Origin of the sequence: Microcoleus sp. PH2017_08_TRC_O_A (assembly GCF_020738665.1) — a bacterium.
Taxonomy (GTDB): Bacteria; Cyanobacteriota; Cyanobacteriia; order Cyanobacteriales; family Microcoleaceae; genus Microcoleus.
Window position 1 is genome coordinate 1 of sequence record NZ_JAEQCE010000201.1, and the last position, 1,669, is coordinate 1,669.

At 39.8% G+C, this 1,669-nt stretch carries 1 protein-coding gene; it reads right to left on the reverse strand.

The window, feature by feature from the left end; all coding sequences use genetic code 11:
• Positions 1-57 precede the first annotated feature (57 nt).
• Positions 58-1,551: an IS5 family transposase gene (locus JGK22_RS33040; protein ID WP_293194023.1), complete on the reverse strand. Its 1,494-nt coding sequence runs from the start codon at positions 1,549-1,551 to the stop codon at positions 58-60.
• Between the last annotated feature and the right edge of the window lie 118 nt (positions 1,552-1,669).

Here is a 1,669-nt window from a genome sequence, read left to right on the forward strand (position 1 = left end):
TACGTAGGGCTTGCTGAATAATTGATTGCCAACCAAGAGCAGGAGCGATCAATATATTCAAGCTTGGTTAAAGATAAGTTTTTTCTGTATCGAGTCGCCCCAAGTATAGCTGTAGATTATCTCCCCTAAAAAAACAGGTGTTCTTTTTCCAAATAGACATAAAAACACACAAAAAACCCGACGCCACCAGGTGGCGAGGTTCATTACCAAAAAAGTAATTGCAATAACTGTACCAGATGTATTATCAAGTTTAGCCATCACTCTATTCAGACCGAATCTTCGTTTTCCTTGCCCAAACTTACCCTCAATTGCATTTCTAATTCTCTCATCTTCCAACGCTTGTTTCTTTTTTGATTTACTGACGTTTGCTGGCGGTCTTCCTAGGGGAGGCCCACTGATTCTAATTCCTTTTTCTTTGCACCATGCTCGGTTTTCTCTTGTTCGGTAAATTCGGTCGGCATGAACGGACTCTGGATAATGTCCAGTGAATCGATAATAAGCTTCTACCTGGGCTTTTAAGTCCCCTGACTCATTAAAACTATCCCAGCTCATTCGGTCTAAAAATACATATCCTTCAAAGCAGCTCGCTGACAGTTTAGCTCCAAACTCTACGCTTTTTCCGGCTTTTCCTCTGATTATAGGACGGATGTGGGGTTGACTTAAACTTACTATTCTATGTTCAATACTCTGTTTATTTTTATCAATTAATGATTGCTGTTGGCGATAGACTTCTGTGAGGACTAGCAAGGTTTTATATTGCTTTTTATTCAGAGCTTCTAGGGTCGCACCTGATTCAATTAGCTGTTCAATATGAGCTAGGTTTCTTTTGACATATTGAAGTTGTTTCTTAATTGCCTGTCTTCTTTTTGTGCGAGGTGGCTTTCTTTGTTTAGCCATTAATAAGTAGTCTTTTCGGGCGATATTACGATAGGTTCTTGGTTTTTTTGGGATTTTTTCTTTAACTTGTTTATATAGGATATCTATGATTTTTTCGGTGTGAACTCTCGCTTTGTTTAATAGTCCTAAGTCAGTCGGATAAGTAATGTCGGCTGGTGCACAGGTTGCATCTATGATTAATTTGCCGCGATTGGGTGACTCATTTTTGGCGTCCGAACCCTTTTTTTTTTCGGGTTTAACTGGTGTAATTTCTAGCATCTTTTTGACCATGCTTTCGTTCACTTTATTAATTAGGTTCAAACTAATCCGTTGCCTAAAGTGAACTAATAGAGATGAGTCAAATGGTAGCTCATTACTGTAGCTTGATTGACCGATAAAGTATTGTAAATACGGGTTTTCGCGGCTCTGTTCTACGGTTTCGCGATCGCTAATTCCCAATTTTTCTTTAATAATTAATGCCCCTAATGCTATCCGAAAAGATTTGGCGGGTGCCCCCTTTTTTGTCGGGAAGTTTTGAGCATATTCTGATTCAAATTCATCCCACGGGATTATTTGAGCCATTTTGACCCAACGGTTGAGGATTGATAAATTTCCTCCGAAGGGCAGTTCAAACTCGGAGGGTAAGGAGGGAGCAAGCTCAGCTTTTTTGTACACAATCGCAGGTGATGCACGGGTTTTGATCTATATTACCTGTTTATCTTGCACTTTTTTCTCCCTCGCGCCATCTAAACCTATGCCACGCAATATGTGATTGATTTTTCAGCAAGCCCTA